We start from the raw sequence: 25,702 nt of genomic DNA, 5'->3' as shown, positions 1-25,702 counted from the left end.
TGGCGTGTTGGAAGATGCGACATGCCTGGGTCTGTCCTGGCTGCCGGTTCCCGTGGTGCTGTTGCCGCCGGGGAGCGGGCGCGGCCTGTTCAGCTCACCCAGGCTGCGGGCACCGACAGCGGGAAGTCGAGCAGCATCTGGGCAAAGCTCTTGCCGAGGGGATCAGAGCGCAGGCTGGCAGAACCACCGCCCCCAGCGCCTGGTGCAGCACGAAATTCAGCGCGTTCAGGCCGGGAACCTCGTAGCGCTCCACCTCGCCTTCGAGCAGATGCGAGAACCAGCCGCGCACCGCGCAGGCGCTGAGTTGCGCGCGCAATAGCGGCAGGTAGCGGGGTTCGCGCGCAATGACGCCGATGTTCTCGTCGTCGCCCTTGTCACCGCTGCGCGCCCAGGCCAGCGTGATCAACGGCACGCTGACCACCGGGCCGCCAGGGGCAGTCCATGGCTGGGGCGGCGCCAACGCGCGCGCCGGCGGGTTTTCGCCCACCGCCGCCGCGACATCGAGACGCTCCTGCCGCCCTTGCATGCTGACCGTCAGCGGCACCTCGCGCTTGGGCGCAAGGAAGGAAAAGACTTTCACCACCTGCTGCACATCGGCCCGCCCGAACAGCGCCGAGCGCGTGCCGGCCGCCATCGAGGTGCCCGCCGATGCGCATTCCCGCTGCAGAAACTGCAAAGCCTCGGCTGCGGGGTGGCGCGCTGCCAGGCGCAGCAGTACTTCGCGGGTGGCAAGCACGCGGGCGTTGGGGCCGTACAGGGCCTCGCAGCCTATGGGTTCGACGCTGGTAGCGGCATAGTCCGGGTAGCCCTTGCCGAACATCATTCGCCGCGTGCGCGCAAGCAATGCGTCTGCGGTGCGCTGCGCCTTGCGGGGCGCGTCCACGCCGCGAATCGCCAGCGCCAGGGCGATCTGGTAGCCGTCGTGCCATGTGCCATTGCACTTGTAGTGCATGCCGGGAGGGCGCCCGCGCGCTCCGCTGACGAATACATGGTCCGTGTCCAGCGCCTCGGTGCGCACATGCCGGAAATCGCAGGTGACATCAGGCATCAGGTACGCGCCCGGGTCGCCCACTTCGTACAGAATCTGCTCGGCCACGGCTGCCGGGTGGATCAGGCCGCCAGATCCCTGCGGCTTGGAGAGCACAAAACTGCCATCGTCGGCGCAGTCGATCACCGGATAGCCGATGCAATCCCATCCCTGCACCAGTTGCCAGTCAGTGAACAGCCCGCCGGTGGCCTGCGCGCCGCACTCGATCACATGCCCCGCCAGGGTGGCGCTGGCCAGCCGGTCCCAGTCGTCCCAAGACCAGCCGAATTCGTGCACGAGCGGGCCCACCACCACGGCGCTGTCGACGCAGCGGCCGGTGATGACGACATCGGCCCCCCAGTCCAGCGCGCGGGCGATGCCTTGCGCGCCGACGTAGGCGTTGGCCGACATCAGATGGGGCGACGCCGGCTCGCCGGTGTGCATGTCATCGAGGCCCTTGGCGCACCAATCGGGCATCGAGGCCATGACATCATCGCCCGTCACCAGCGCGACCTTGGGCCGCAGCCCTTGCCGTGCGGCCGCCGCGAGCAATGCGTCGCGGCAGGCCTGCGGGTTCAGTCCGCCGGCGTTGGCCACGACCCGAATGCCGCGCTGGAGGATTTCGGCCAGATGCGCAGCCATGGCTGCGTCGACGAAGTCGGTGGCGTATCCCAGGGCAGGGTTTCTGCTGCGTGCCCGCGACATGATGGACATGGTGGTCTCGGCCAGGTAGTCGTAGATTAGTGTCGCGTCACCGATCATCTGTCGGTCTGCGCTGGCCATCGAAGCGCATCGCGGCGTTGCATCGCTTGCCAATACGCTCGGTATTGGCTGCGCGATGCGCCTTGCGCTGCGCTCCGATGGCTGCGCGCAGCCTACGACATCTGATCAGTGACGCGACACTAGGTATTGCAAGCCTGGCACGGCCAGCAGCTGTGGCGTGGCCGTCGCCGAGTCGCCCCAGAAGCCGCAGGCGCCGCCGATGCGGACACGGCAGTGGTGGCATGGGTGCTTCATGCCGCTGCCCCGATGCCGAGGGGCTGCACCTGGACCAGCTTGCTGCCCGCGCGGGCCTGGCCGCCCACCTGGGCCGAGAGCTCGGTGATTCGCCCGGCGAATGGCGCGCTCAAGCGGTGCTCCATCTTCATGGCTTCGAGCACGACCAGCGTTTGTCCGGCCTGCACGGTGTCGCCGACGGCCACGCCGACGGCTGCAATGCGGCCTGTCAGCGGCGCGGTCACGGCCCCGCTGCCGCCGTCCTGGGCGCGGGCGCGGCGGGGATCGACGGGCACGAAGCACCAGGCGCGGCCCGCGCTGTGCAGGTGAATGCCGGCGCTGTTTCGCGCCTGGACCACGCGCTGCATTTGGCCGTTGCCTTCGAGCCACCAGACGCTGTCGCCATGCTTGCGCACCAGCGCCAGACGCACGCTGTCCACTTGGCTGTCCACTTGGGCTTCCTGCCTGACCGTGACATCCACGCTGTCATCGGCCGCCTGCAACTGCACATGCCAGCGCCGGCGGCCCAGTTCCAGATCGACGGGCACCACCGCATGGCCCAGTCGCGTGGCGCCATGCCACGGCCAGCCGGCAGCAGCAAGCGCGGCGGCGGCCACCGTGGTGCTGTCGGGGCAGGTGCCGGCCAATGCCGCGCCCATGTGCTCGGCGATGAATCCGGTGTCGACGTCGCCACGGCAAAATGCCGGATGCTCCAGGCATTCGGCCAGGAAGCCCTGGTTGCTGGCGACGCCCAGCAGCACGCAGTCCTGCAGCGCGCGGTGCAGTTTGCGCCGCGCTTCATCGCGCGTTCGCGCATGTGCCACCAGTTTGGCCACCATGGAGTCGTAGTCGGGCGGCACGACAGCGCCTTCGCTCAAGCCGTGGTCCACGCGCACATCGTGTCCGTCCGCAGGCGGACGCCAGCACAGCACCGGGCCGCCCTGCGGCAGGAAGCCGGCGCTCACATCCTCGGCCGTCAGGCGCGCCTCGATCGCGTGGCCGTCGAATGCCACTTCATCCTGCGTCAAAGGCAGCGGCTCGCCTGCGGCCACACGCAATTGCCACTCCACCAGATCCAGCCCGGTGATGGCCTCGGTCACGGCGTGCTCGACCTGCAGCCGCGTGTTCATCTCCATGAAGTAGAACGCGCCCGAACGGTCGAGCAGAAACTCCATGGTGCCCGCGCCGACATAGCCGATGGCGTTGGCCGCGTCGACGGCGGCCTTGCCCATGCGCGCGCGCAGTTCGGGGCCGACCGCCGGGGAAGGCGCTTCCTCGATGAGCTTTTGGTGCCGGCGCTGCACCGAGCAATCGCGCTCGCCCAGGTGAATGACGTGGCCGTGGGTGTCCGCAAAGACCTGAATCTCGATGTGCCGGGGCGCAAGCAGCGCGCGCTCCAGAATCAGTTCATCGGAACCGAAGGCTGCCAACGCCTCGGAACGTGCGCTGGCGAGCGCGGCGGCCAGGTCGGACGATCCGTGCACCAGCCGCATGCCGCGCCCGCCGCCACCGGCGGCGGCTTTGACCATGACCGGAAAGCCGATGCCGGACGCAGCCGCCTGCAGGGCCGGGTCGCCCTGGTCCAGGCCCTGGTAGCCCGGCACACAGGGCATGCCTGCGGCCCGCATCAGGCGCTTGGCCTCGGCCTTGTTGCCCATGGCGCGAATCGCCTCGGCAGGCGGCCCGACGAAGACCAGCCCGGCGCCGGTGACGGCGGCGGCAAAGTCCCCGTTTTCGGCCAGGAAGCCATAGCCGGGGTGGATGGCGTCCGCGCCGGTGCGGCGGGCGGCCTGCAAGATGGCCTCGATGTTCAGATAGGATTCACGCGGCGCGGCCGGCCCCACGCAAACCGCCGTGTCAGCCTGCACGGCATGCAGGCTGGCGCGATCGGCTTCGGAGTAGATGGCCACGGTGCGCAAGCCGAGCCGGCGCGCCGTTCGCATGATGCGGATGGCGATCTCGCCCCGGTTGGCGACGAGCAGGGTGTTGAAGGGGCGGGCCTGTCCGGTCATCCGGATGCTCCCCGAGGCGGCGTCCCTGGACATCAGCGCGAACCCGTCAGGCCCATCTGCTTGGCGATCACCTGCATCATGACTTCGTCGGCGCCGCCGCCGATGGAGCACAGGCGAAAGTCGCGGTAGGCGCGTGAGACCGGATTGTCCCAGGTGTAGCCCATGCCGCCCTGGAACTGCATGCACCATTGGGCGATCTCGCGTGACAGGCGACCGGCTTTGAGCTTGGCCATCGAGGCCAGTTCCACGACATCGCCGCCGCTGACGTAGGTCTGCGTGGCCATGTAGACCAGTCCCCGCAGGGCCTCCAGTTCCGTCTTGAGCTCGGCCAGTTTGAACTGGATGAACTGGTTGTCCAGCAGCGGTTTGCCGAAGGCGATGCGTTGGCGCAGGTAGTCGGCGGTCTCGTCGATGAGTTGGATGGCGGCCAGGCGGCGCGCCGCCGCGCCCAGGCGTTCCTCCTGGAATTGCTTCATCTGGTAAATGAAGCCCATGCCTTCTGCGCCGATGCGATGGCGCACCGGAACACGCACCTCGTCGAAGAAGATTTGTGCCGTGTCCGAGCACCACATGCCGAACTTCCTGATCTTTTGCACCGCCACGCCCTTGGCGCGTTGGCCTTTGTCCTTGAGCGGCACGATGATCAACGACTTGTTCTTGTGCATCGGGCCATCGGAGGTGTTGCACAGCAGGCAGATCCAGTCGGCCTGGGTGCCGTTGGTGATCCACATCTTGGCGCCGGAGATCAGGTAGTCGCCGCCGTCGCGGCGCGCATGGGTTTGCAGCGAGGCCACGTCCGAGCCCGCGCCCTGCTCCGACACGCCAATGCAGACCACCACGTCGCCGGCGATGGCCGGGGCCAGAAACTCGCGTTTGAGCTCGTCGGAGCCGAAGGCCGCCAGCGCCGGCGTGGCCATGTCGGTTTGCACGCCCGCTGCCATGCTCACGCCCTGGGCGCGCACATAGCCCATCGCCTCGCCGGCAGCAACCGCGTAGGAGAAGTCCAGGCCCAGGCCGCCGTACTCGGTGGGCTTGGTGATGCCCAAAAAGCCGAGGCGGCCCATCTTCTTGAACAGTTCGTGGGCCGGGAAGATTTCCGCCGCCTCCCATTCGTCGACGAACGGGTCCACCTCGCTGGCCAGGAAGCGGCGGATGCTTTGCATGATGCTGTGGTGTTCTGCTGTGTACATGGTGGTGCTCCAGAAAAGGGGGCATCAGAAGCGGGCCACGCCGAACTGCACGGGGTGGCCCCGGCGCAATGGGGCCTCTCGCGCCATGGCCAGCACGAAACCGAGCACCGCGCGGGTGCTGCGCGGGTCGATGATTGCGTCGTCCAACATCAGGCCGCTGGTGATGAAGGCGCTGGCTTGGCGCTCGAAGTTGGCGATGATCTGCGCCCTCTGGCGCGCCAGCGCCTCCTCGTCGACCGGTTTGCCGCTGCGCCCGGCCTGTTGCCGCGCCACGATGTCCATGGTCATGGCGGCCTGCTCGCCGCCCATGACGGCGGTTTTGGCGTTGGGCCAGGAAAAGCTCATGCACGGCCGGAACGCCTGGCCGCACATGCCGTAGTTGCCGGCACCGAAAGAGGCGCCGCAATACAAGGTGACATGCGGCACGCGCGAGTTGGACAGCGCCTGGATCATCTTGGCGCCGTGCTTGATCATCCCGGCCTCCTCGGACATGCGCCCGACGATGAATCCGGTGGTGTTCTGCATGAAGACGATCGGCGTGGCCGACTGGTTGCACAACTGGATGAACTGCGCCGCCTTGGTGGCACCGGCCGGGTCGATGGGGCCGTTGTTGCTGATGAGGCCGACCCCATGCCCCTCGATGCGGGCATGCCCGCACAGCGTCGATACGCCGTAATCGGGCTTGAACGCGAGCCAGGCCGATTCGTCGACGATGCGGGCGATCACCTGCTGCATGTCGACCGGCTTTTTCACGTCCAACGGCATCACGCCGGCCAGTTCGTCCGGGTCCAGCACCGGCGGCTTGCCCGCCCGTGCCGGCGCAGGAGCAGCCCAGTCGAGCGCGGCGACGATGTCGCGTGCGATGGCAATCGCGTGCGCGTCGTCCTCGCCGACATACTCGGCCAGGCCGCTGGTCCGGGCATGCATGTCGGCACCGCCGAGTTCCTCGTCGGTGGCGATTTCTCCGGTGGCCGCCAGGAGCAGCGGCGGGCCGGCGAGGAAGGCGCGTGCGCGTCGGCGCACCATCACCACATAGTCCGACAGACCCGGCATGTAGGCGCCGCCGGCGGTCGATGGGCCGTGCACGACGGTGATGACGGGCAGGCCGGCGGCGGACAGGCGCGCCAGGTTGTAGAACAGGCCGCCGCCGCGGATGAAGCGCTCGACCCGGTAGGTGCGCAGATTGGCGCCGGCGGACTCCACCAGGTGAATGAAGGGCAGCCGGTTTTCCAGCGCGATCTCCTGCGCGCGCAGCAGTTTCTTGCTGCCGGCGTCCACGTAAGCGCCGGCAGCGATGGCCGAATCGGAGGCGGCCACCATGCAGCGCACGCCGCACACGAAACCGATGCCGGTGATCTGCCCACCGCCGGGCACCGATGTCTCCGGCGTTTCTCCTTCGGCGCAGTAGCCGGCCATGTTGCCGAGCTCCAGGAAGGGGGCGCCAGGATCGAGCAGCCGCGCCACGCGCTCCCTCGGCAGCAGTGCGCCGCGCTTGTCGAAGGCTGCCTTGGCCTTGGCCGAGGCGTCCCGGGTTCGCTGCTCCAACTGCCGCAGGCGCTCGATCAGGGCCAGCATGCCCTGGCGCTGCTCGGCGTAGGCGGCCTGTGCGGTGTCGATTCGGGATTCGATGGGTGTCATGGCGCGGTCTCGTCGGCCGTGGTCCGCAGCAGGGCATCCAGGGCGATCACGCCTTGGCCCTGCGGCCTGGCCGGCAAGGGATTGATTTCCAGCCCGGTGAGTGCCGGGCCGAGCGCCATGGCGGCACTGGGCACGCAGGCAATGGCTGGCGCCGCCGCTTGCACGTCAGCCGCAGGCTTGCCGCGAAAGCCCTGCATCAGGCGGTACATGCGCACCGTGTGCCGCGCCTGCACCACGCCAAGTTGGGCAAACGCCGCACGGCAGATGACGCGGTTGCCCGCAAGCGCTGCGGTGTGCGACTGCGTCACCTCGGAACCGCAGTCGCTTTCGCCGGCCTTGGGCAAGATCAGCGGCCTGCCGGCCCGTCGCAGGCACGTGGCCGCCCCGATGAACTCGTGGCCGTCGCGCAGGCCCTCGGCATAGCCCGCGCCGCCGACTTCCGCGTAGCCTGCGGCGTGCACGATGGCCATGGAGGACAGGTCGAGCACGACCTCCAGCCGATGCAACGATGCCGTCATCGATGTCTCCAAAAGCGTTCTGCCGGTACCAGTCGGGTGATTTCAGAAGAAACCCCCGGCCATCGCAATCGGTTTGTGCGCATTTGTCCACGATGTGGACCCATGCACGCCGCGCGCAGCAGATCAGCCCATGGATCAGCCCGTGGATCGGGATGCCGGTTCTTGCACGATGAGCGCACCGATTTCGTGCCGGTGGGGACGGTGACGCCGATGGACTCGTTGGCCCTGCCCTGCCCCGATGCCCCCCAAGGGCTGGCGCCGCGTGGCGGGCGATCACGGCGGAAAATCGGCTGCACACCTAGTGTCGCGTCACCGATCATCTGTCGGTCTGCGCTGGCCATCGAAGCGCATCGCGGCGTTGCATCGCTTGCCAATACAGCTCGGTATGGGCTGCGCGATGCGCCTTGCGCTGCGCTCCGATGGCTGCGCGCAGCCTACGACATCTGATCGGTGACGCGACACCAGGGTCGGCGCTACGCGCCGTGTGCGATGTGCGTCGACCAAGTCCTTGCCCTGGCCGCCACCGTCAACCACCCCGAGACCCGCAACGCGCTCGCGCCGGTGCTCTTGGCCGCACCGCGCCAAGTGATTCCCCCGGCCCGGGTGCGCGCCGGAAATGAGGGGGGAGGACATGCGCGTCGTTCATCCGAAGTGGCAAGAAACGGTGCCGAACTCGCCGTAGTCGGCCACCACCGTATCGCCCTTGACAACCTCGATGGGCCGGATGAACGAGCCCGCCAGGATGACCTGCCTGGGCTGCAAGGTCACGCCAAAACGATGCAGCCGATTGGCGAGCCACGCCACGCCATAGCCGGGGTGATTGAGCACCCCGGCGGCCAGGCCGGTTTCTTCGACCTCGCCGTTGCGGCTGACGATGGCGCCGATGCGTCGCATGTCGGCGTCCGACACCGCCGGCCTGAACGGGCGTCCCCCCAGCACCAAGGCGGCGTTGGCCGCGTTATCGGAGATGGTGTCGAGCACGGTGCGCATGCGCCTGGTTTGCGGGTCGATGCGCTCGATGCGCGCGTCGAGGATCTCCAGCGCGGGCGTGATGTACGCGGTGGCGTCGAGCACGTCGAACAGCGTGCAGTCGGGGCCAGCCAGCGGCTTGGCGAGCACGAAGGCCAGTTCGGCCTCGATCTTCAACTGCAGGAAGCGCTCCGACTCGATCACCGCGCCGTCGCGGTAGAACATGTCGTCCAGCAGCGTGCCGTAGTCCGGCTCGGCGATGTTCACCGCGCGCTGCATCGCCTTCGACGTGAGGCCAATCTTGTGGCCTTTTATCGTGCGGCCATTGCGCAGCTCGAGCTGCATCCAGGCGTGCTGGATCGCGTAGGCGTCGTCGATCGTCATCTCCGGGTAGTCGAGCGAGAACTGGCGGCAGGCCAGGCGCGTGCGCTGCGCCTGCTGCAACCGCTCGGCGGCCTGGGCGAGGGTGTTCTGGTCCAGGCTCACCGGACTACCCTCCTGCCGGTCGAGGCCGCAGGCAAGCAAAAACACCGGGCTAACACAGGATGTCGTTTCATGGCGCCACCTCTTCGGCCTTCACGACGTTGCGCAGCACGCCCACGCCGCTGACTTCGATCTCGACCACATCGCCCGGCCGCAGGAACTTCGGCGGATCGAAGCGGATGCCCGCGCCGATCGGCGTGCCGGTGGCGATGATGTCGCCCGGCGCCAGCGTGGTGAAGGTCGAGAGGTAGTTGACGAGGCAGGCGAAGCCGAACATCAGGTTCGCGCTGCTGTCGTCCTGCCGCAGTTCGCCATTGACATGCGTGCGCACGCGCAGCGCGCCATAGCCCTGCGGAAATTCGTCGGCCGTGACGATCCACGGGCCGATGGCGCCGGACGCATTCCAGTTCTTGCCCTGCGTCACGTTGAACTTGGCGTGGTGCGTCCAGTCGCGGACGGTGCCTTCGTTCATGCAGGTGATTCCGGCGATGCAGGCCAGCGCGTCGTCTGCCTGCACGCGGCGCGCGCGCTGGCCGATGACGATGGCGATCTCGCCCTCGTAGTCGAGCTGTGTCGATTCGAGCGGCTGCTGCAACGGCTCGCCGTGGCCGACGAAGGACTCGGCCACGCGCATGAAGATGCTCGGGTACTTGGGCGAATCGCTGCCGTCCTTGTATTCGGCGTTGCGGTGCGCGTAGTTCACGCCGATGCAGAACACGCGGCGTGGCCGCGCGATGGGCGTCTGGAACCGCACATCGGCCAGCGCATGGTCGGGCGCGGCGCCCTCTGCGGCCTGGCGCGCCTGCGCGAGCGCGGCGTCGCCGCCTTCGAGCAATGCCGCGACGCACGCGCAGGCCGGCAGGCGGCGGCCGAGATCGACGACGCCGTCGCCGATGACGCAGCCCCAGTGCGAGGCCCCGCCGTGGAGGTAGCTGATGAGTTTCATGCGCTGTCGAATCCAAAGAGGCGGGCGGGGTTGTCGACAAGGATCTTCTGCCGCGTGGCGGCGTCGGGGGCGAAGCGATAGAGCAGTTCGAGCAATGCGCCCTCGTTGGGCGGCTGTTGGACCGATACCGGGTGCGGCCAGTCGCTGGCCCACACGCAACGGTCGGGCGCGATGTCGATCAGGCGCTGCGCGAGCGGCACCACGTCGTCCCACGGCGCGCCGATCTTCGAGAGCTTCTCGGACAGCGACAGCATCACCCAGAAGTTGCCGCGCCCGAACAGTTCCAGGATGCGCGCCAGGCTCGGGTCGGCAGCGCCGCGCGCCGGGTCGGCGCGGCCCATGTGGTCGATCAGCACCGGCATGTCCAGGGACTCGATGGCCGGGAGTTGCCCGGCGATGCCGGTCGGCTCGGGCTGCACCTTCAGGTACCAGCCGAGCTCCTTGACGCGGGCGAAGATGCGTTCCTGCCCGGCCGCGCTCAGGCGGATGCCCAGGCTGCCACGCGTCAAGCGCGCGCCGCGCACGCCGGCGTCGTGCAGTTTCTGGATATAGGCGTCGTCGCGCTCTGTCAGCACCACGGCGTTGGCGCAGGCCATGTAGCGGCGCGGGCCGCCGGCGTTCAGGCCCTCCAGCGCATCGAGCACCACTGCGTGGTCGGCGCCATAGGTGGTGGCCTGGACGATCACGCCGCGCCCGATGCCGAGCGTGGCGTGGAGCTTTTGCGCCACCTGCCAGGTGGCGCTCGGCATTTCGTAGGCGGCGTCGGGGCGCACGGGGTACTGCTCGCGCGGGCCGAACACATGGAACTGGCTGTCGCACGCGAGCGCGGGCGGCAGCGGCACCGGCGCTCGCGGATGGGGGTCGAAGGCAAGGTAGTCGGGCATGGGGGTCGTGGGGCGGTCGGAGAAACGTCGAATCAGGCGATCCAGGCCGTGAAGCTGCACTCGATCAGCCGGCCCATGTCGAGCTCGGGCGCGATGATCGCGTGGCGCGCGGGCCGCGCTGCGGCATCGGGGAACATCTCGAGCCACGGCACGTTGAGCGCCGGGCGCTGGCGTCGATCCTTCATCCAGACGGTGATTTTCACGATGTCCTGCGTGCCGCCGCCGGCCGCCTCGACGATGCGGCGCACGTTGTCGAGCATGAAGCGGCACTGTGCCTCGATGGTCTCGGCCGGCCGGCCGGTGGCGGGGTCGTTGCCCTGGATGCTGCCGCTTTCCAGCAGCGGGCCGACGCGGCAGCCCGCCGGGATCGGGTTCTTGTGGCCAAAGCCGGCGACGTACACGCTGGTGCGCGCGGCGGGCGCGGCGCGCCCGAGGGTCGTGGTGACGGTGTTCATTCGGCGTGGATGTTGGCTTGCTCGATGACCGGCATCCACCGCGCGTCTTCCTGCGTCAGAAACTCGGTGAACTGCCCGGGTGAACTGCCGCGGGCCTGCGCGCCAAGCGTCTCGAACCTGGCCTGCACGGCCTTGTCGGCGAGGATTTTCTGCAGCGCCTGCGACAAGCGCTCAACGATCGCCGGCGGTGTGGCGCGCGGCGCCAGGATGCCGGTGAAAGTCTCGGGGCTGAAGTCCTTGAAACCGGCTTCCTGAAGCGTCGGCACATCGGGCCATTGCGGCAGGCGCTTGGGCGATGTCACGGCCAGCGCGCGGCTGCGGCCCTGCGCGATGAAGGGGCCGGCCACCGATATCTGGTCGAAGTTGAACTGCACCTGGCCGCCCAGCAGGTCCGTGGTGGCGGGCGCGTTGCCCTTGTAGTGCACCGTGGTCCAGCGGGCACCGCTTGCGCGCTGCAGATACTCGCTGACCAAGTGGTTTTGCGTGCCGGCGCCGGGCGAGGCCATGGTCAGCGTGTTGCCGGGCTTCTTGCCCTCGGCGAACAGGTCTGCCACGGTTTTGTATGGCGTGGACGGATGCACCTGCAACACCAGCGGCGTGAATGACACGGAACTGACCGGCGCGAAGTCCTTCTTCCAGTCGTAGACGTTGCGCTTGAAAACGGTTGGCGCGAACAGGATCGGCCCGTTCGCGCCCATGAAGAAGGTGTAGCCGTCAGGCACGGACGTGGCAACCGCCGCGCCGGCGATCATGCCGCCGGCACCGGGCCGGTTGTCGATGATGAAAGGCTGCATGAACACAGCCTGCAACTGCTCGGCGATGATGCGCGCAGCGCCATCGACGTTGCCACCCGGCGGGTAGGGCAATACGAGCTTGACAGGCTTGTCGGGCCAGTGGTCCTGCGCCATGGCGGGCCATGCGGCAAGCGCCACGCACGCAGCGACGGCAAAAGGGGCGACGGCATTGCTCACAGCGACTCTCCTGCTCCGGCGCCGGCACCGCAAATGGGCTGCGGTTTGATCGGCGACCCGTCCACTCTAAGGAGCACGCATCGAATGCTGCAAAGCAATAAATCCCGCCTGTTCCATATGGTGGACGATTGCGGGAAGTGTCCGTTCAGCACCGCCGCAGCGCTGCCGACAATCGAGGCTCCGCCACCACGGTAGGCACTCCCATGTTTCTCGATGCCGGCGCCCTGTCGCCCGAAGCCAGCTACCGCCTGTCGAGCGGCAGCGTCGTGCCGCGCCCGATCGCCTGGATCACCACGGTGTCCGCAGACGGTGTGATCCACCTCGCCCCGTTCTCCTGCGTCACCTTCGTGTCGAACAAACCACCGCTGCCGGGCGTGAACATCGGCGATGCCCCGCAGATGCGCGCCATCCACGACAGCAGCGCCGGGCATGCGTCCGGCGTGCGCGAGACCGAACTGCTCGGCCTCGGCACACGGCCTTGCCGCACAGTGCGCGTGCCGCGCCTGGCCGATGCGCCGCTGAGCATGGAATGCAGGCTCGAGCGCGTGAGCGCCTTCGGCCAGACTGGCGCCGAGTTCATCGTCGGCGCGGTCATGGCCTTCCACTTGCGCGACGGCCTGGCGCACGCTGAATCCGGTCTGCCGCACGGCGGGCCGAACTACACGGCGCTGGGCGAGATCGTCACGCTGCGCGGCATGCCGCAAACGCCCCAGGCGGTGATGAATGGCTGCGACGGATAAGGACGCCGCCACCGCCGGCGCGCAAAGCGTGCGCCGCGCGCTGGCCGTGCTGCGCGTGCTCGCCACCGGCCAGGAGCGCGGCGTGCGCCTGACCGATGTCGCGGCCCATACGGGCCTGAACCGCCCGACGGTGCACCGCATCCTGCGCGTGCTGGTGGAAGAAAGCGCGGTCGAGCAGGACCTGGCCACGCGCCGCTACCTGATCGGCGGCGAAGTCTCCCTGCTGGGGCTGGCGCGCTCGGCACGCTTTCCGATCCGCGCCATCGCCGAGCCGCACCTGCGCCACCTGAGCGAGAGCCTCGGCGACACCACCTTCCTGACCATCCGCAACGGGGTCGATTCGGTATGCATCGACCGCCGCCCGGGCAGCTTTTCGGTGAAGGTGTTGTCGATCGAGATCGGCGCGCGGCGCCCGCTTGGCGTGGGCGTGAGTGGCCTGGTACTGCTCGCCTCACTGCAGCCCGAAGAAGCAGCGGAGGTGGTGCGGCGCAATGCGCGTCGGCTGCAGGCGCTGCACATCGATCCGGCCGAACTGCTCGAACGCGCGCTGCGCACGCGCGCGCAGGGATATGCCTACGCGCCGGTCGGCGTGGTGCCCGGCTCGCGCGCGGTGGCCGTGCCGGTGCGCATGGCGGACGGCCGCACCGTCGCCGGGCTGGCCAGCGCGACCATCACCGAGCGACTGCCGGCTGAGCGCGTGCCCGTGGTGGTCGCACAGATGAAAGAGCAAGCCGAGCAGATCGCCGTGCAGGTGGCCGAACTCGCACGCCGCAAGAACGGCCATCGAGGGAACGGGCATGGGGAGCCCTGAGCCGGCAGAGCCAAAACCGCGATGGCGCCACTGGCGTTTGCGTTCGATGACCTAGTGTCGCGTCACCGATCATCTGTCGGTCCGCGCTGGCCATCGAAGCGCATCGCGGCGTTGCATCGCTTGCCAATACGCTCGGTATTGGCAAGCGATGCGCCTTGCGCTGCGCTCCGATGGCTGCGCGCAGCCTACGACATCTGATCGGTGACGCGACACTAGCCGGCGTGCAGACCGGACCCCTTGCACACATCGGCCATCGTGCGATCGCCGCGCAAGGTGGCCAGGGTCTGCCTGCGTCTTGAACGCCAGGCTGTGGGTACACCGCGTGCGGTGCGCTGACTTGTTGGGCATCGAAAACTCTTGGGGCCAGACCTTCCTCGGCCCCGCCACACGCCCGGGATTGCCACCCGATCGCGCTGTTCGGATTTGCGCGGCCACTTTCCCGTCATGTTTCCGCCATGTCCCGCCATGTTCCCGCCATATGGCGCACGCGCCGGGGCTTGGCGTATCTGCAAGGCGGAGCAGCGGCAACTACCCGCCCGTGAGCAACCCATCCACGCCGTAAAGCCGCGCCATGCCCGCCAGCGCCAGCGGCAGGTCTTGCACCGCAAAGCCCCTGCCTTCGGACAGCGCTGCGCGCCGGCATTCGAGCAGCACCGCCAGGGCCGTGCTGTCAAACCGCGTCAGGGCCTTGGCATCGACCCGCACGGCGCGCTCTGGCTGCGCCTTCAGCCCTTGCAGCAGCAGGCGCAGGCAGGCCGTGGCCTGGCGCTGGGTGAGTTCGGGGGGCAATGCCAGCATGGCGCGGGATCATTCGCCCTTGGCGGCGGCATTGGCCTTGTTGCGCGCGGCCAGCGTGTCGATCAGACCGTCCACGCCCTTGGCGTTGATCTGCTGCGCGAACTGGCCCCGGTAGGTTTCCACCAGCCAGACGCCGAGCACGTTCAGGTTGTAGACCTTCCAGCCGGCGCCGTCGCCAGGGGTTTTTTCCAGGCGGTAGTCCAGCTGTATCGGATCGCCCCGGCCAACGATCTCGGTGCGCACCAGCACATCTTTGTCGCTGGCCGCTGCGCGCAGCGGCTTGACCTGTATGGTCTGCTCACTGATATGCGCCAGCGCGCCCGCGTAGGTGCGCACCAGCAAGAGCTTGAATTCTTCCTGCAGCCGCTTTTGCTGCCCGGGCGTGGCCTGGCGCCAGCCGGGGCCTACTGCGGCAGCCGTCATGCGGCGGAAGTTGACATGGGGCATCACGGTCTTGTTGACCAGCGCAATCAGCGGCTCCAGATTACCGCTGCGTATCGCCTGGTCGGCCTTTACCGCATCGAGCACCGTGGTGGACAGGCGCCGGATCAACGCATCGGGCGCTTCATCGGCGGCCCGGGCCGGCAATGGCAGGAAAAGAGCCCAGAAAAGGGCCCAGGAAAAGACCCAGGAAAGGGTCAGGCCAAGAGCCACAGGCCCCGGGAAACGTCGGTTCATCATGGTCACGGGTCTCATGGTTTTGGCCTTCAAGGCTCTTCGGGCAACATGCCCTCGCTGGATGGGTTGTCGGCGTCCTCGTCATCCATGCCGTTGGCCTCGGCGGCTTGGCCGCGCACCTGCAGGAACACATCGCGCGTGAAACTGTACTTGTCGAGCGCGGCGCTGTCGAGCACGGCGCCCGCGCGCAACAGGTTGGCGCGCATTTCCACCGTGCGCAGCAGGTACAGCGATTGGCGCGCCGAGGCCGACTCCAGGTGGTGCAGCGCATTGCCCCTGATGTCCACCGACAGCGCCAGGCTGTCGCGCAGCGTCGACGGCCCCAGAAGCGGCAGCACCAGATACGGCCCCGTACCCACGCCCCAATGCCCCAGCGTCAGGCCAAAGTCCTGCTTGTGGCGCTCGATGTTCAGTTCGCTGGCAATGTCCAGCAGCCCGCCCAGGCCCAGGAAGGTGTTCACATTGACCCGCATGAAACTGGCTGCCGCTGCCTCGCCGCGCAGTTGCAGCAGGTTGTTCACGAACGACCAGATGTCGCCGATGTTTGCAAAGAAGTTGCTCACGCCGGTGCGCACCGGCGCCGGCGTGACCTCGCGGTAGGCCGTTGCCACCGGCTTGAGGACCATCGTATCGAGATGCTCGTTGAACTGGGCCATGCTGCGGTTGTAGCCCTGCAGCGGATCGCGCGGGTCCGGCTGGGCAACGGTGGCGCAGCCGGCCAGCACTGCTGCGCCGAGCAGCACGACCCAGCGGGATATGCCGGGCAGCGCCGTCCACCGTGGGGCGCCGGACGGCACGGTCTGCCGCAAGGCATCTGACAGCGCGGTCTGCCGTGCTGTGCAACCCCCATGTGCCGCGAGGTTTGAGTGCGTCATTTTTTGTCGCCCGTTCCAGCGGCTTTGCCGTAAAGAAATTGTCCGATCAGGTTTTCCAGCACCACGGCGGACTGGGTTGCGGTGACCGTGTCGCCTGCCGCCAGGTTCTGCTCGTGCGCCCCGGCTTCGATGCCGATGTATTGCTCGCCGAGCAGGCCGCTGGTGAGGATTTTCAGCGAGCTGTCCTTGGGGAACATGTAGCGCTTTTGCATTTCCAGCGTGACCCGGGCCTGGTAGCTTTTGTCATCGAAGGCAATGTCTTGCACGCGCCCGACCAGCACACCGGCGCTGCGCACTGCCGCCTGGGGCTTGAGCCCGCCGATGTTGTCGAAGCGGGCCGTGATGCGGTAGCCCGATTGCCATTGCAGGCTCAGCAAATTGGCCGATTGCAGCGCCAGAAATACCAGCGCCAGCACCCCCAGAAGTACGAACAGGCCTACCCACAGATCATTTTTCGAGCGTTGCATTTGTCGTTGCTTTCTGCACTTGCCAGTGTCTCACCAACTGAACATCAGGGCCGTGAGGATGAAGTCCAGCGCCAGCACGGCCAGCGAGGCCAGCACCACCGTGCGCGTGGTGGCGCGCGCCACGCCTTCGGGCGTGGGCCTGGCCACATAGCCTTGCAGCAGCGCCACAAAGCTTACGGTAAAGCCGAAGACCAGGCTCTTGAGCACCCCATTGCCCAGGTCGCGCCAGATATCCACGCCGCCTTGCATCTGGCTCCAGAAGGCCCCCGGGTCTATGCCTATCATCAGCACGCCCACCACGGCGCCGCCGATCACGCCGACGGCGCTGAACATCGCTGCCAGCAGCGGCATGGCGATGACCCCGGCCCAGAATCGGGGCGCCAGGATGCGGCGCACCGGGTCGATGGCCATCATTTCCATGGCGCTCAATTGCTCGCCCGAGCGCATCAGGCCGATCTCGGCCGTCAGCGAGGTGCCTGCGCGGCCGGCAAACAGCAGCGCCGTGACCACCGGCCCGAGTTCGCGCACCAGCGACAGCGCCACCAGCAGCCCGAGCGCCTCTGACGCGCCATAGCGCTGCAAGGTGTAGTAGCCCTGCAGGCCGAGCACAAAGCCGACGAACAGGCCGGAGACCACAATGATGGCCAGCGAGTAGTTGCCCAGGAAATGCAGTTGGTCGCGCACCAGCGCGGGCCGCCGGCAAACCGCTCCGGCCAGCAGCAGCAAGCGCGCCAGCAAGCGCGCGGCCATGCCGATGTCGGCCAGTTTGCTGCGCACGGCAAAGCCGAGGTCGGCGATGGGCTGCCGGTTCATCGCGCGCCCCCTGCGACGGGGCCGAAATCCTCGGCCAACCCCGGGCCCGGGTAGTGGAACGGCACCGGCCCGGTCGGCAAGGCGTTGACGAATTGCTGCACCAGCGGGTCCGGGTTGGCGCGCACTTGCTCGGGGCTGCCCTGGGCCGCCACCACGCCCGCGCCCAAAATGATCACATGGTCGGCCAGCCGGAAGGTCTCGTCCAGGTCGTGCGAGACCACGATGCTGGTCAGGCCCATCGCATCATTGAGTTGGCGGATCAACTGCGCGGCTGTGCCCAGCGCGATCGGGTCCAGCCCGGCAAATGGCTCGTCGTACATGACCAGTTCCGGGTCCAGCACGATCGCCCGGGCCAATGCCACGCGCCGCGCCATGCCGCCCGATATCTGGGCGGGCATCAGGTCGCGGGCCGCCCGCAGGCCCACGGCGTGCAGTTTCATCAGCACCACGTCGCGGATCAGCGCTTCGGACAGGTCGGTGTGCTCGCGCAGCGCAAAGGCCACGTTCTCGAAAACGCTCAGGTCGGTGAACAGCGCGCCGAACTGGAACAACATGCCCATGCGCCGGCGGGCGGCATACAGGCCGCGCGCGTCCATGCGCCCCATGTCCTGGCCATCGAACAAGACCTGGCCGCTGTCGGCTTTTTGCAGCCCGCCGAGCAGCCGCAGCACCGTGGTCTTGCCTCCACCCGAGGCGCCCATCAGCGCCGTGACCTTGCCCCGTGGCAGCGCCAGCGTGATGTTGCGCAAGATCACGCGGTCAGCGTAGGAGAACGTGACCTGGCGCAGTTCGGCAAGCAACGGGGGCAATGGGACGGGTGCAAGAGACATGCGAAGGTAAAGGGGTTCAGGCCATCCGGCGGGCGGCCCTGATGCCGACGGCGAGCCGCCACGGCCAGATAGCCCCGCCTGGGGTCGGCCGGCAGGAAACCGTCGATGGTACCCACAAATCCCGCCGCCATCCCGGTCAGCGGGGCAATTCGGAATGCCCCATCAGAAACCGATCGACCGCATGGGCCGCCTGCCGGCCCTCGCGGATGGCCCAGACGACCAGCGACTGGCCCCGGCGCATGTCGCCGGCGGCAAAGACCTTGGGCACGTTGGTGGCGTAGCCGCCGTCGGGTTCGGTGCTGGCGCGGGCATTGCCACGGGCATCCTGCTCCACCCCAAAGGCGTCGAGCACCGGCGCCACCGGGCCGACGAAACCCATGGCCAGCAGCACCAGGTCGGCCGGGAGGGTCTGTTCCGAGCCGGCGATTTCGACCAGTTTGCCGTCCTTGAACTGCACGCGCACGGTTTTCAGGCCCGTCACACGGCCTTTGTCGCCGACGAACTCCCGGGTGGCGATGGCGAACTCGCGCGCGCAGCCCTCTTCGTGGCTGGAACTGGTGCGCAGCTTGATCGGCCAGTAGGGCCAGGTCAGCGGGCGGTTTTCTTCTTCTGGCGGCCGGGGCAGCAGCTCGAACTGCGTGACGCTGGCAGCGCCATGGCGGCGGCTGGTGCCCACGCAGTCGCTGCCGGTGTCGCCGCCGCCGATCACGATCACATGCTTGCCGTCCGCGCGCAACTGCCCCTTGAGCTTGTCGCCGGCATTGACCTTGTTTTGCTGGGGCAGGAATTCCATCGCGAAGTGGATGCCGTCCAACCCGCGGCCGGGCACCGGCAGGTCGCGTGACTGCTCGGCGCCGCCGGTCAGCAGCACGGCATCGAACTGCGCGTACAACTGCTCGGGCGTCACGGTTTCCTTGGCTGCGTTGCCGACCTTGGAGCCTTTGCCCAGGCCCTCGCTGGCCGAGCCCACGAACACCCCCGGGCGCAAGACCACGCCTTCGGCCTGTAGCTGCGCGATGCGCCGGTCGATGTGCGATTTTTCCATCTTGAAGTCCGGGATGCCGTAGCGCAGCAGACCGCCCACGCGGTCATTCTTCTCGAACAGCGTGACGCCGTGGCCGGCGCGCGCCAGTTGCTGCGCTGCGGCCATGCCGGCCGGGCCGGAGCCGACCACGGCCACCTTCTTGCCGCTGGGGTGCCGGGCCGGGCGGGGCTGCACCCAGCCCTGTTGCCAGGCGCGGTCGATGATCGCGTGCTCGATCGACTTGATGCCCACGGCCTTGTCGTTCACGTTCAGCACGCAGGCGGCCTCGCAGGGCGCGGGGCAAATGCGGCCGGTGAACTCGGGGAAGTTGTTGGTGCTGTGCAGTACTTCGAGCGCGCCCTTCCAGTCGGCCTGGTAGATCAGGTCGTTGAAGTCGGGAATGATGTTGTTCACCGGGCAGCCATGGCTGCAAAACGGCGTGCCGCAGTCCATGCAGCGCGCGCCCTGCACCCGGGCCTGGTCCTCGTCGAGGCCGATGACGAATTCCTTGTAATGCCTGAGTCGCTCGGCAACGCTCTGGTGGCCTTCTTCGATGCGCCCGTGTTCCATGAAGCCGGTGGTCTTTCCCATGGGATGTCCTTGCATTGGTGCCGATGTACTGATGGATCGATGGGTTGCGCGCGCGCCTGTGCCGCGCGCCCTGACTGCACGCCTTCGTTGCGCGCCCTCATTGCGCCAGGACTGCTTGCCGCTGCTGCGCATCCGGCGCCGACGCGGCACGCTCTTGCCGCAGTTGGCGTTCATGCATTTGGGCCAGCGCCCGCCGGTACTCGGTCGGCAAGACCTTGACGAATTGGCTGCGCGCTGCGCTCCAATGGTCCAGCAGTTCGCGCGCGCGCTTGCTGCCGGTCCAGCGGTTGTGCTCTTGCAGCAGCTTTTTCAGCAGGGCTTCGTCGGTCTGGCCCTGGTGCCATGCCGCGCGCGGCACCGTGGCCTCTTGTTCGGTGGCCGGCACGATGCGTTCGAGCGTGACCATGGCCAGATTGCAACGGCTGTCGAACTGGCCGTCTTCGTCGTACACATAGGCCACGCCGCCGCTCATGCCGGCGGCGAAGTTGCGGCCGGTCTTGCCGAGCACCACCACGGTGCCGCCGGTCATGTATTCGCAGCCATGGTCGCCCGTGCCTTCGACCACCGCCGTGGCGCCCGACAAACGCACGGCAAAGCGCTCGCCGGCCACGCCGCTGAAGAAGGCTTCCCCGGTGGTGGCGCCGTACATCACGGTGTTGCCGACGATGGTGTTGCGCACTGCATCACCGCGAAAGTCGATGCTCGGGCGCACGATCACGCGCCCCCCCGACAGCCCTTTGCCGGTGTAGTCATTGGCGTCGCCGATCAGGTACAGCGTGATGCCGCGCGCGAGGAAGGCGCCGAACGATTGGCCGCCCGTGCCTTCGAGCTGTATGCGGATGGTGTCGTCGGGCAGGCCCTGCGGGTGCAGGCGGGTCAGCGCGCCCGAGAGCATCGCGCCCACGGAGCGGTCGACGTTGTGCGCCACTTCGATGAACTGCACCCGCTCGCCTTTTTCGAGCGCGGGCCGGCTGTGCTCGATCAGTTTGCGGTCGAGCGTGTGGGCGATGTTGTGCTCCTGCTCCTCGACATGCCGGCGCGCCACTTCAGCCGGCGCGTTCGGCTGCGCAAACAGGCGGCCAAAGTCCAGGCCCCGGGCCTTCCAGTGCGCCAGGCCGGCGCGCATGTCGAGCAGGTCGCTGCGGCCGATCAACTCGTCGAATTTGCGCAGGCCCAGTTGGGCCATGATCTGGCGCACTTCTTCGGCAATGAAGAAGAAGTAGTTCACCACATGCTCGGGCTTGCCCGAGAATTTCTTGCGCAGCGCCGGGTCTTGCGTGGCCACGCCCACGGGGCAGGTGTTCAGATGGCATTTGCGCATCATGATGCAGCCTTGCACCACCAGCGGCGCGGTGGCGAAACCGAACTCGTCGGCGCCGAGCAGCGCGCCGATGACGACATCGCGGCCAGTCTTCATCTGGCCATCGGCCTGCACCCGGATGCGGCCACGCAGGCGGTTGAGCACCAGGGTCTGCTGGGTCTCGGCCAGGCCGATTTCCCAGGGGCTGCCGGCATGTTTGATCGACGACCAGGGCGATGCGCCCGTGCCGCCGTCATGCCCGGCAATCACCACATGGTCGCTCTTGCACTTGGCCACGCCGGCCGCAATCGTGCCCACGCCCACTTCGGACACCAGCTTGACGCTGATGCTGGCCTGCGGGGCCACGTTCTTCAGGTCGTGGATCAGCTGCGCCAGGTCTTCGATCGAGTAGATGTCATGGTGCGGCGGGGGCGAGATCAGGCCCACACCGGGCACGCTGTGGCGCAGTTTGCCGATGTAGTCGGAGACCTTGCCGCCGGGCAGTTGGCCGCCTTCGCCGGGCTTGGCGCCCTGGGCCATCTTGATCTGGATCTGGTCGGCCGACGAGAGGTACTCGGCCGTCACGCCAAAGCGGCCCGAAGCCACCTGCTTGATGCGGCTGCGCAGCGAGTCGCCGTCTTGCAGCGGCAGGTCGACTTCGACGTTGTCGGCGCCGATCACGCTCTTGAGCGAATCGCCCTTTTTGATCGGTATGCCCTTGAGCTCGTTGCGGTAGCGCGCTGCGTCTTCACCCCCTTCGCCGGTGTTGCTCTTGCCGCCGATGCGGTTCATGGCCACGGCCAGCGTGGCATGGGCCTCGGTGGAGATCGAACCCAGCGACATCGCGCCGGTGGCAAAGCGCTTGACGATTTCCCGGGCCGGCTCGACCTCATCGATGGCAATCGCCTTGGCCGGATCGATCCTGAACTCGAACAGGCCGCGCAGCGTCATGTGGCGCCGGCCCTGGTCGTTGATGATCTGGGCGTACTCCTTGTAGGTGTTCCAGTTGTTGGCGCGGGTGCTGTGCTGCAGTTTGGCAATCGCGTCGGGCGTCCACATATGCTCTTCGCCACGGATGCGCCAGGCGTATTCACCGCCGGCATCGAGCATCGTGGCCAGCACCGGGGCGTCGCCAAAGGCCGCCTTGTGCATGCGGATGGCTTCTTCGGCGATCTCGAACACGCCTATGCCTTCGATCCGGCTGGCGGTGCCGGTGAAATACTTGCGCACGGTGTCGGTGCTCAGGCCTATGGCCTCGAACAGTTGGGCGCCGCAGTAGCTCATGTAGGTGCTCACGCCCATCTTGGACATGATCTTGGACAGGCCCTTGCCGATCGCCTTGATGTAGTTGGCCATGGCCTTGTCGGCCGACAGCTCGCCGCCCAGGTCCTGGTGCATGTCGGCCAGGGTTTCCAGCGCCAGGTAGGGGTGCACGGCCTCGGCGCCGTAACCGCCGAGCACGGCAAAGTGGTGCACTTCGCGCGCCGTGCCGGTCTCGACCACCAGGCCGGCCGTGGTGCGCAAGCCCTCCCCCACCAGATGCTGGTGGATGGCCGACAGCGCCAGCAGCGCCGGGATGGCCAACTGCGTGGCGCTGACCGCGCGGTCGCTGATGATCAGGATATTGGCGCCGCCCTGGATCGCATCCACCGCCTGGGCGCACAGCGAGGCCAGTTTGGCCTCCACGCCTTCGTGGCCCCAGGCCAGCGGGTAGGTGATGTCGATGGTGGCGCTCCTGAACTTGCCGTGGGTGTAGCGCTCGATGTCGCGCAGTTTGGCCATGTCGGCAAAGTCCAGCACCGGCTGGCTCACTTCCAGGCGCATCGGCGGATTGACCTGGTTGATGTCCAGCAGGTTGGGCTTGGGGCCGATGAAGCTGTTGAGCGACATCACGATGGCCTCGCGGATCGGGTCGATCGGCGGATTCGTCACCTGGGCGAACAACTGCTTGAAGTAGCTGTACAGCGGCTTGTTCTTGCCCGAGAGCACGGCCAGCGGGCTGTCGTTGCCCATCGAGCCAATGCCCTCTTCGCCGTTCCTGGCCATTGGCGCGAGCAGGAACTTGAGGTCTTCCTGGGTGTAGCCAAAGGCTTGCTGGCGCTCCAGCAGCGCCAGCGCGCTTGCCGGCGGCGCAGCCGCCTGCGCGCCGGCGTCGATGCTGTCGAGCTTGATGCGCAGGTTGTCGATCCACTGCTTGTACGGCTTGGTGTTGACGATATTGGCCTTGAGCTCGTCGTCATCGATCATGCGCCCCTGCTCCAGATCGATCAGGAACATCTTGCCCGGCTGCAAGCGCCACTTGCGCACGATCTTGTTCTCGGGCACCGGCAGCACGCCCGATTCGGAACCCATGATGACCAGATCATCGTCGGTGATGCAGTAGCGCGATGGGCGCAGGCCGTTGCGGTCGAGCGTGGCGCCGATCTGGCGACCGTCGGTGAACACGATCGAGGCCGGGCCGTCCCAGGGCTCCAGCATGGCCGCGTGGTATTCATAGAAGGCGCGGCGGCGCTCGTCCATCGTGGTGTGCTGTTCCCAAGGCTCGGGGATCATCATCATCACCGCCTGGCTGATCGGGTAGCCGGCCATCGTCAGCAGTTCCAGGCAGTTGTCGAAGGTGGCCGTGTCCGACTGGTGGGCGAAACTGATTGGGTAGAGCTTTTTCAGATCGGCCGCCAGCACCGGCGAGGCCATCACGCCTTCGCGCGCCTTCATCCAGTTGTAATTGCCCTTGACGGTGTTGATTTCACCGTTGTGCGCCACATAGCGGTACGGGTGCGCCAGCGGCCATTCCGGAAAGGTGTTGGTGGAAAAGCGCTGGTGCACCAAGCCAATGGCCGAGACGCAACGGACATCTTGCAAGTCCAGGTAGTAGTTGCCGATCTGCCGGGCCAGCAGCAGGCCCTTGTAGACCACGGTGCGGCTGCTCATGCTGGGAACATAGTATTCCTTGCCATGCTTGAGGCGCAGCGCCTGTATCGCGGCGCTGGCGGTCTTGCGGATCACATACAGCTTGCGCTCGAGCGCGTCCTGCACGATCACGTCATTGCCACGGCCAATGAACACCTGGCGCAGTATCGGCTCCTTCTTGCGCACGGCGGGCGACATCGTCATCTCGCGGTCGACCGGCACATCGCGCCAGCCCAGCAGCACCTGGCCCTCGGCCTTGATCGCGCGCTCCATCGCCTGCTCGCAGGCCAACCGCGAGGCATGCTCCTTGGGCAGAAAAATCATGCCCACGCCATATTCCCCGGCCGCCGGCAAGGCCACGCCCTGGCGGGCCATCTCCTCACGGTACAGCGCATCGGGGATCTGCAGCAGGATGCCGGTGCCGTCGCCCATCAGCGGGTCGGCACCGACGGCGCCACGGTGGTCCATGTTTTCCAGAATCTTCAGCGCCTGGGTCACGATGTCGTGGCGCTTGACGCCCTTGATATGGGCCACGAAGCCCAGGCCGCAGGCATCGTGCTCGTGCGCCGGGGCATACAGGCCCGATTGCTGCAAATGCTCGATCTCGGCGTCCGTGGTCGCCGTGCTTACCGTGGGCACTGTGGTCATGGGTGCGTGCTCCTCATATATTCTTTCGCAGGGGGTGCAAGGCTAGTGTCGCGTCACCGGTCAGATGTCGTAGGCTGCGCGCAGCCATCGGAGCGTAGCGCAAGGCGCATCGCGCAGCCCATACCGAGTGTATTGGCAAGCGATGCAACGCCGCGATGCGCTTCGATGGCCAGCGCAGACCGACAGATGATCGATGACGCGACACTAGTACATCGCAGCAGGCTTTGGCAAGCAGATTAATCGGGGTCAGAACCCATTAAAAATCGCGCGCTGGTTTTTATTTTTTTATCGGGGACATATCAAAAAAGATGGCAGAAGGCACCGTTCTTTCGAGCACATGAAGCCATTCCTCAGGTGCCTGACGCTGTGCGCGGCCGCCCCGACCGCCCTGGTGCGACGCGGCGCGGTGTCCGTTTTTGCAAATCGCCGATGAATGCCGCCTCGCCCAAGGCCCAACCGCTCAGCGCCGAAGCCGTCAACGCCGCCTGCTCCTGCGCTCCGACACCCGCCTGCACCAGGGCCGCATAAGCCGCCTCGCGGGCGAACGGCGTATTGCCCAGCGCCCAGTACAGCGCATGGGGCGTGAGCAGCCGGTCGTTGCGCAAACCGCGCCAATGGGCATGGCTCGACCAGGGGTAGTCGGCGGCCTGCGCCACCAGCGCGGCCCTGACGGGGTTCAGATCCATGTACACCATGCAAGGCAGCAGATAGCGCTCGGCCTGCAACAGGGTCGAGCGGTAACGCCCCTCCCACAAGGTGCCGGTGCGCGCGTGGCGGCGATTGAAATACTGCACATAGCGCCGCCCCAGGGCCTGCATCAGCTGCGGCAAGCCGTCCTGCGTGCCCGGGGTGAGCAGCAGGTGGAAATGGTTGGCCATCAGCACATAGGCATGGACGGCGACCCCACATCGTGGGGCGTTGTCCGCCAGCAACGCAAGCAGCGCCCGGAAATCTTCCCCATCCACGAACAGGGGCTGCCGGTTGTTGCCCCTTTGCATCACATGGTGCAAATAACCCGGCAGGGTCAGACGCGGCAGACGGGCCATGGGTGGCGCTCGCCGCAGGCCCATTCAGGCCATCGGCGGGGTCGTAATCGGTGTGCGGTCTGCCGAAAGAGGCCGGCAAGCC

General features: G+C 67.3%; 24 protein-coding genes and 1 pseudogene. 4 read left to right on the top strand and 21 right to left on the bottom strand.

The features are described 5' to 3' along the window. Window positions 1-89: 89 nt before the first annotated feature. The 6 genes and pseudogenes from VEIS_RS11835 to VEIS_RS11815 all read right to left on the bottom strand — a co-directional run bounded on the left by VEIS_RS11835 (window position 90) and on the right by VEIS_RS11815 (window position 7,381). Window positions 90-1,810: pseudogene (locus VEIS_RS11835) on the bottom strand (acyclic terpene utilization AtuA family protein). Between the two features lie 105 nt (window positions 1,811-1,915). Beyond that, a complete protein-coding gene (locus VEIS_RS30515; protein ID WP_232287904.1) occupies window positions 1,916-2,044 on the bottom strand; it encodes a DUF1446 domain-containing protein in 129 nt (42 codons plus the stop codon). Next, on the bottom strand, window positions 2,041-4,035 hold the full coding sequence (locus tag VEIS_RS11830; protein ID WP_041949982.1) for an acetyl-CoA carboxylase biotin carboxylase subunit: 1,995 nt from the start codon (window positions 4,033-4,035) through the stop codon (window positions 2,041-2,043). The genes VEIS_RS30515 and VEIS_RS11830 overlap by 4 nt, the downstream gene beginning before the upstream one ends. A 32-nt stretch (window positions 4,036-4,067) precedes the next feature. Continuing rightward, entirely contained in the window at window positions 4,068-5,225 is a 1,158-nt protein-coding gene (locus tag VEIS_RS11825; protein WP_011810163.1) for an acyl-CoA dehydrogenase family protein, read from the bottom strand. A gap of 24 nt (window positions 5,226-5,249) precedes the next feature. Then, on the bottom strand, window positions 5,250-6,863 hold the full coding sequence (locus tag VEIS_RS11820; protein ID WP_011810162.1) for an acyl-CoA carboxylase subunit beta: 1,614 nt from the start codon (window positions 6,861-6,863) through the stop codon (window positions 5,250-5,252). Next, window positions 6,860-7,381: a hypothetical protein gene (locus VEIS_RS11815; protein ID WP_011810161.1), complete on the bottom strand. Its 522-nt coding sequence runs from the start codon at window positions 7,379-7,381 to the stop codon at window positions 6,860-6,862. Before VEIS_RS11815 ends, VEIS_RS11820 begins: the two co-directional genes overlap by 4 nt. Before the next feature lie 301 nt (window positions 7,382-7,682). On the opposite strand from VEIS_RS11815, the gene VEIS_RS26085 reads away from it, so the two are divergent. Further along, on the top strand, window positions 7,683-7,835 hold the full coding sequence (locus VEIS_RS26085) for a hypothetical protein (RefSeq protein WP_157048417.1): 153 nt from the start codon (window positions 7,683-7,685) through the stop codon (window positions 7,833-7,835). A 188-nt stretch (window positions 7,836-8,023) separates the two neighbouring features. Here the strand turns inward: VEIS_RS26085 and hpaH are convergent, their stop codons facing one another. The 5 genes from hpaH to VEIS_RS11790 all read right to left on the bottom strand — a co-directional run bounded on the left by hpaH (window position 8,024) and on the right by VEIS_RS11790 (window position 12,026). Beyond that, window positions 8,024-8,836 carry a 2-oxo-hept-4-ene-1,7-dioate hydratase gene (gene hpaH / locus VEIS_RS11810; RefSeq protein ID WP_011810159.1) on the bottom strand — a complete coding sequence of 271 codons (813 nt, stop codon included), beginning with the start codon at window positions 8,834-8,836 and terminating at the stop codon, window positions 8,024-8,026. A gap of 67 nt (window positions 8,837-8,903) precedes the next feature. Continuing rightward, complete coding sequence (locus VEIS_RS11805) at window positions 8,904-9,779, bottom strand: fumarylacetoacetate hydrolase family protein (RefSeq protein WP_011810158.1); 876 nt, start codon at window positions 9,777-9,779, stop codon at window positions 8,904-8,906. Beyond that, the gene (locus VEIS_RS11800; protein WP_011810157.1) at window positions 9,776-10,663 is read right to left on the bottom strand and encodes an amidohydrolase family protein; all 888 of its coding nucleotides are present in this window, start codon (window positions 10,661-10,663) and stop codon (window positions 9,776-9,778) included. Before VEIS_RS11800 ends, VEIS_RS11805 begins: the two co-directional genes overlap by 4 nt. 32 nt (window positions 10,664-10,695) lie before the next feature. After that, the gene (locus tag VEIS_RS11795; protein ID WP_011810156.1) at window positions 10,696-11,118 is read right to left on the bottom strand and encodes a RidA family protein; all 423 of its coding nucleotides are present in this window, start codon (window positions 11,116-11,118) and stop codon (window positions 10,696-10,698) included. After that, window positions 11,115-12,026, bottom strand: coding sequence for a Bug family tripartite tricarboxylate transporter substrate binding protein (locus VEIS_RS11790; RefSeq protein ID WP_049774067.1), 912 nt, complete (start codon window positions 12,024-12,026; stop codon window positions 11,115-11,117). Before VEIS_RS11790 ends, VEIS_RS11795 begins: the two co-directional genes overlap by 4 nt. Window positions 12,027-12,292: 266 nt before the next feature. Here VEIS_RS11790 and VEIS_RS11785 point away from each other — a divergent pair, with 266 nt between their 5' ends. The 3 genes from VEIS_RS11785 to VEIS_RS28660 are packed head-to-tail and all read left to right on the top strand — an operon-like array spanning window position 12,293 to window position 13,838. After that, window positions 12,293-12,829, top strand: coding sequence for a flavin reductase family protein (locus VEIS_RS11785; RefSeq protein ID WP_041949981.1), 537 nt, complete (start codon window positions 12,293-12,295; stop codon window positions 12,827-12,829). After that, window positions 12,813-13,640, top strand: coding sequence for an IclR family transcriptional regulator (locus VEIS_RS11780; RefSeq protein WP_011810153.1), 828 nt, complete (start codon window positions 12,813-12,815; stop codon window positions 13,638-13,640). Before VEIS_RS11785 ends, VEIS_RS11780 begins: the two co-directional genes overlap by 17 nt. Window positions 13,641-13,661: 21 nt before the next feature. After that, window positions 13,662-13,838, top strand: a complete 177-nt coding sequence (locus VEIS_RS28660; RefSeq protein ID WP_157048484.1) for a hypothetical protein — start codon at window positions 13,662-13,664, stop codon at window positions 13,836-13,838. Window positions 13,839-14,168: 330 nt separating this feature from the next. Here the strand turns inward: VEIS_RS28660 and VEIS_RS11775 are convergent, their stop codons facing one another. From VEIS_RS11775 to VEIS_RS11735, 10 genes are all read right to left on the bottom strand, one after another. Further along, window positions 14,169-14,438 carry an STAS domain-containing protein gene (locus VEIS_RS11775; protein WP_011810151.1) on the bottom strand — a complete coding sequence of 90 codons (270 nt, stop codon included), beginning with the start codon at window positions 14,436-14,438 and terminating at the stop codon, window positions 14,169-14,171. A gap of 9 nt (window positions 14,439-14,447) precedes the next feature. Then, window positions 14,448-15,119 carry an MlaC/ttg2D family ABC transporter substrate-binding protein gene (locus VEIS_RS11770; protein ID WP_041950779.1) on the bottom strand — a complete coding sequence of 224 codons (672 nt, stop codon included), beginning with the start codon at window positions 15,117-15,119 and terminating at the stop codon, window positions 14,448-14,450. A 26-nt stretch (window positions 15,120-15,145) separates the two neighbouring features. Continuing rightward, complete coding sequence (locus VEIS_RS11765) at window positions 15,146-15,991, bottom strand: MlaA family lipoprotein (RefSeq protein WP_011810149.1); 846 nt, start codon at window positions 15,989-15,991, stop codon at window positions 15,146-15,148. Next, a complete protein-coding gene (mlaD, locus tag VEIS_RS11760) occupies window positions 15,988-16,458 on the bottom strand; it encodes an outer membrane lipid asymmetry maintenance protein MlaD (RefSeq protein ID WP_011810148.1) in 471 nt (156 codons plus the stop codon). The genes VEIS_RS11765 and mlaD overlap by 4 nt, the downstream gene beginning before the upstream one ends. Before the next feature lie 30 nt (window positions 16,459-16,488). Continuing rightward, a complete protein-coding gene (gene mlaE, locus VEIS_RS11755) occupies window positions 16,489-17,271 on the bottom strand; it encodes a lipid asymmetry maintenance ABC transporter permease subunit MlaE (protein ID WP_011810147.1) in 783 nt (260 codons plus the stop codon). Beyond that, window positions 17,268-18,101 carry an ABC transporter ATP-binding protein gene (locus VEIS_RS11750; RefSeq protein WP_011810146.1) on the bottom strand — a complete coding sequence of 278 codons (834 nt, stop codon included), beginning with the start codon at window positions 18,099-18,101 and terminating at the stop codon, window positions 17,268-17,270. Before VEIS_RS11750 ends, mlaE begins: the two co-directional genes overlap by 4 nt. A 136-nt stretch (window positions 18,102-18,237) precedes the next feature. Further along, entirely contained in the window at window positions 18,238-19,716 is a 1,479-nt protein-coding gene (locus VEIS_RS11745) for a glutamate synthase subunit beta (protein ID WP_011810145.1), read from the bottom strand. A gap of 97 nt (window positions 19,717-19,813) precedes the next feature. Further along, window positions 19,814-24,574, bottom strand: coding sequence for a glutamate synthase-related protein (locus VEIS_RS11740; protein ID WP_011810144.1), 4,761 nt, complete (start codon window positions 24,572-24,574; stop codon window positions 19,814-19,816). A gap of 13 nt (window positions 24,575-24,587) precedes the next feature. Next, entirely contained in the window at window positions 24,588-24,779 is a 192-nt protein-coding gene (locus VEIS_RS26080; RefSeq protein ID WP_232287903.1) for a hypothetical protein, read from the bottom strand. A gap of 145 nt (window positions 24,780-24,924) precedes the next feature. After that, window positions 24,925-25,620: a transposase gene (locus VEIS_RS11735; RefSeq protein WP_041949979.1), complete on the bottom strand. Its 696-nt coding sequence runs from the start codon at window positions 25,618-25,620 to the stop codon at window positions 24,925-24,927. Window positions 25,621-25,702: the final 82 nt, after the last annotated feature.

The organism is Verminephrobacter eiseniae EF01-2 (assembly GCF_000015565.1).
Classification (GTDB): domain Bacteria; phylum Pseudomonadota; class Gammaproteobacteria; order Burkholderiales; family Burkholderiaceae_C; genus Acidovorax; species Acidovorax eiseniae.
Note: the sequence above shows the minus strand (reverse complement) of the source record. Positions and strands in the feature narration are given on the sequence as shown.

Excerpts from the sequence above, each read along its gene's own strand:
- VEIS_RS30515 (WP_232287904.1), bottom strand. The coding sequence starts at position 2,044 with ATGAAGCACCCATGCCACCACTGCCGTGTCCGCATCGGCGGCGCCTGC.
- VEIS_RS11830 (WP_041949982.1), bottom strand. The coding sequence starts at position 4,035 with ATGACCGGACAGGCCCGCCCCTTCAACACCCTGCTCGTCGCCAACCGG.
- VEIS_RS11825 (WP_011810163.1), bottom strand. The coding sequence starts at position 5,225 with ATGTACACAGCAGAACACCACAGCATCATGCAAAGCATCCGCCGCTTC.
- VEIS_RS11820 (WP_011810162.1), bottom strand. The coding sequence starts at position 6,863 with ATGACACCCATCGAATCCCGAATCGACACCGCACAGGCCGCCTACGCC.
- VEIS_RS11815 (WP_011810161.1), bottom strand. The coding sequence starts at position 7,381 with ATGACGGCATCGTTGCATCGGCTGGAGGTCGTGCTCGACCTGTCCTCC.
- VEIS_RS11805 (WP_011810158.1), bottom strand. The coding sequence starts at position 9,779 with ATGAAACTCATCAGCTACCTCCACGGCGGGGCCTCGCACTGGGGCTGC.
- VEIS_RS11800 (WP_011810157.1), bottom strand. The coding sequence starts at position 10,663 with ATGCCCGACTACCTTGCCTTCGACCCCCATCCGCGAGCGCCGGTGCCG.
- VEIS_RS11795 (WP_011810156.1), bottom strand. The coding sequence starts at position 11,118 with ATGAACACCGTCACCACGACCCTCGGGCGCGCCGCGCCCGCCGCGCGC.
- VEIS_RS11790 (WP_049774067.1), bottom strand. The coding sequence starts at position 12,026 with ATGGCGCAGGACCACTGGCCCGACAAGCCTGTCAAGCTCGTATTGCCC.
- VEIS_RS11785 (WP_041949981.1), top strand. The coding sequence starts at position 12,293 with ATGTTTCTCGATGCCGGCGCCCTGTCGCCCGAAGCCAGCTACCGCCTG.
- VEIS_RS11780 (WP_011810153.1), top strand. The coding sequence starts at position 12,813 with ATGGCTGCGACGGATAAGGACGCCGCCACCGCCGGCGCGCAAAGCGTG.
- VEIS_RS28660 (WP_157048484.1), top strand. The coding sequence starts at position 13,662 with ATGGCGCCACTGGCGTTTGCGTTCGATGACCTAGTGTCGCGTCACCGA.
- VEIS_RS11775 (WP_011810151.1), bottom strand. The coding sequence starts at position 14,438 with ATGCTGGCATTGCCCCCCGAACTCACCCAGCGCCAGGCCACGGCCTGC.
- VEIS_RS11770 (WP_041950779.1), bottom strand. The coding sequence starts at position 15,119 with ATGATGAACCGACGTTTCCCGGGGCCTGTGGCTCTTGGCCTGACCCTT.
- VEIS_RS11765 (WP_011810149.1), bottom strand. The coding sequence starts at position 15,991 with ATGACGCACTCAAACCTCGCGGCACATGGGGGTTGCACAGCACGGCAG.
- mlaD (WP_011810148.1), bottom strand. The coding sequence starts at position 16,458 with ATGCAACGCTCGAAAAATGATCTGTGGGTAGGCCTGTTCGTACTTCTG.
- mlaE (WP_011810147.1), bottom strand. The coding sequence starts at position 17,271 with ATGAACCGGCAGCCCATCGCCGACCTCGGCTTTGCCGTGCGCAGCAAA.
- VEIS_RS11750 (WP_011810146.1), bottom strand. The coding sequence starts at position 18,101 with ATGTCTCTTGCACCCGTCCCATTGCCCCCGTTGCTTGCCGAACTGCGC.
- VEIS_RS11745 (WP_011810145.1), bottom strand. The coding sequence starts at position 19,716 with ATGGGAAAGACCACCGGCTTCATGGAACACGGGCGCATCGAAGAAGGC.
- VEIS_RS11740 (WP_011810144.1), bottom strand. The coding sequence starts at position 24,574 with ATGACCACAGTGCCCACGGTAAGCACGGCGACCACGGACGCCGAGATC.
- VEIS_RS11735 (WP_041949979.1), bottom strand. The coding sequence starts at position 25,620 with ATGGCCCGTCTGCCGCGTCTGACCCTGCCGGGTTATTTGCACCATGTG.